The sequence below is a fragment of the Stenotrophomonas sp. 2YAF22 genome (assembly GCF_052114665.1).
In the GTDB taxonomy this organism is placed as follows: domain Bacteria; phylum Pseudomonadota; class Gammaproteobacteria; order Xanthomonadales; family Xanthomonadaceae; genus Stenotrophomonas; species Stenotrophomonas indicatrix.
This window is the reverse complement of the sequence record NZ_JBFRFE010000631.1, coordinates 1-2493: the sequence shown is the minus strand read 5'-3', so window position 1 is coordinate 2493 and position 2493 is coordinate 1. Positions and strand designations below refer to the sequence as shown.

Below are 2493 nucleotides of genomic sequence, written 5' to 3'. Positions count from 1 at the left end.
GCGTTATTCACTGCAACATGCACGAACTGGGTGGCGTGCATGTTGCAGTGAATAACGCTGGCATCGGCGGGCCAGCGGCAAGCAGCGGCGACTATCCCATCGATGGCTGGAAGCGCGTGGTCGATGTGAACCTGACCAGCGTGTTCCTGTGCCAGCGGGCGCAGATCCAGGCGATGCGCACGGCGGGCAGCGGCGGCAGCATCATCAACATGGCCTCCATCCTGGGCCAGGTCGGGTATGCCGGTTCGACCGCCTACGCGGCCGCCAAGCACGGCGTGGTCGGCCTGACCCAGACGGCTGCATGGGAGCACGCTGCCGATGGCATCCGCATCAATGCGGTGGGCCCGGGCTTCATCAACACGCCGTTGCTGGAAAAGATGGACGCCAAAGTGCGTGCCACCCTGGAGGGCCGGCATGCACTCAAGCGTTTGGGAACGCCGCAGGAAGTGGCCGCGCTCGTCGCCTGGCTGGCCAGCGACGATGCCTCGTTCGCAACGGGCGCCTACTACGCCATCGACGGTGGTTACCTGGCGCAGTAGTGCCGGCCGCTGGCCGGCAACTCCCGTTGCATGGAACAAGGCGGCATCGCCCGGTGAAGAGCGCGTTCCATCGCCTTCACCCCCGTCCCACGGCCGCCGAGCAACGCTCCGGGAAACTTCCGGAGCCTCCCCATGGAACTTACCCAGGACATGTCCATTCTGCTGCGCGTAGCCGCCGCCATGGTCTTTGGCGGCGTGCTGGGCGTTGAACGTGAGATGGGCAAGCACGCTGCCGGCCTGCGCACGCACATGCTGATTGCCGGTGCCGCTGCGCTGATCGTCGGCCTCGGTGATTCGGTGGCCGAACACTTCCAGCAGGAACGCTACCGCGATCTGCTGCAGGTCGACCCGGTGCGCCTGATCGAAGCGGTGGTGGCCTGCGTCGGTTTCGTTGCCGCGGGCACCATCCTGCGCGGCAATCGCGAGGACCAGGTCAGCGGGCTCACCACGGCCAGCTCTTTGATCATGGCCGCGGCCATCGGCATTGCCGTGGGCATCGGCAAGTACGTGATCGCGCTCGGCGTCAGCGTACTGTGCGTGCTGGTGCTTGCGCTGATCCGACGGGTGGAAAAGAAGCTGTAAGCCAATAAATGGTACGACCAATAATTTCGTATAGCCCTATGGTCTAATTGGCTCTTCGCAGGATTGGCGGTTCAATTCGCGCCTGTGGTCCGTTCATTGGTCAAAGTGGTAAGACCGATGATGACGGGCACGACGCCCCCACGCGGTGGGGAACCTCCTGTTCCTGTCGAGAGCCCTCATGCAGCCCTGGCAACACGTGTACGACCCCGCTGGCAACCTGTGGTTGTCGAGCCTGATCGCGCTGCTGCCGATCGCCTTCTTCTTCATTGCCTTGGCCGTGCTGCGCATGAAGGGCTGGATCGCCGGCACCATCACCGTGGCCATCGCGCTTGGCGTGGCGCTGCTGTTCTATCGCATGCCGGTGGCGCAGGCGCTGGGCGCGGCCGGCTTCGGCTTCGTATATGGCCTGTGGCCGATTGCCTGGATCATCATCGGCGCGGTGTTCCTGTACAAGGTTTCGGTCAAGACCGGCCAGTTCGACATCATCCGCGCCTCGATCCTGTCGGTCACCGAGGACCAGCGGTTGCAGATGCTGATGGTCGGCTTCGCCTTCGGTGCGTTCCTAGAAGGCGCGGCCGGGTTCGGTGCGCCGGTGGCGATCACCGCCGCGCTGCTGGTCGGGCTGGGCTTCAAGCCGCTGTATGCAGCCGGTCTGTGCCTGATCGTCAATACCGCGCCAGTGGCATTCGGCGCGATGGGCATTCCGATCATCGTGGCGGGGCAGGTGACGGGCCTGGATGCCTTCGAGATCGGCCAGATGGCGGGCCGCCAGCTGCCGTTCCTGACCATCATCGTGCTGTTCTGGATCATGGCGATCATGGATGGCTGGCGCGGCATCAAGGAAACCTGGCCGGCAGTGCTGGTGGCCGGCGGTTCGTTCGCCATTGCCCAGTACCTGACCTCCAACTTCATCGGCCCGGAACTGCCGGACATCACCGCCTCGCTGGCGTCGCTGGTCTGCCTGACCCTGTTCCTGCGCCGCTGGAAGCCGGTACGGATCTTCCGCTTCGATACCGAAACCAGCGCTGAGGCGGCCGCACAGGCAATGGAGGCGCCGCGCCACAGCGTCGGCCAGATCGCCAAGGCGTGGTCGCCGTTCCTGATCCTCACTGCGATGGTCACCGTGTGGAGCATCAAGCCGTTCAAGTCGCTGTTCGCAGCCGGTGGCCCGCTTGAAGGCTGGGTGCTGAAGATTCCGGTGCCGGGCCTGGACCAGATGGTGCAGAAGATGCCGCCGATCGTCGATGCGCCGCTGAGCTATGAGGCGGTGTACAAGTTCGACTGGTTCTCGGCCACGGGTACCTCGATCATCCTTGCCGCAATCATCGCGATCATCGCCCTGCGCATGCCGGCGCGCTCGGCGCTGCAGACC

3 protein-coding genes are annotated in these 2493 nt (G+C 64.6%); all 3 read left to right on the top strand.

Annotated features, from left to right (window positions below; all coding sequences use genetic code 11):
- Positions 1-539 (top strand): SDR family NAD(P)-dependent oxidoreductase (locus AB4Y84_RS19190; protein WP_442250682.1); only part of this gene is annotated, 539 nt, incomplete at its 5' end.
- Between the two features lie 132 nt (positions 540-671).
- Positions 672-1121, top strand: coding sequence for an MgtC/SapB family protein (locus AB4Y84_RS19185; RefSeq protein ID WP_100460309.1), 450 nt, complete (start codon positions 672-674; stop codon positions 1119-1121).
- A gap of 178 nt (positions 1122-1299) precedes the next feature.
- Positions 1300-2493 (top strand): lactate permease LctP family transporter (locus AB4Y84_RS19180; protein WP_442250681.1); only part of this gene is annotated, 1194 nt, incomplete at its 3' end.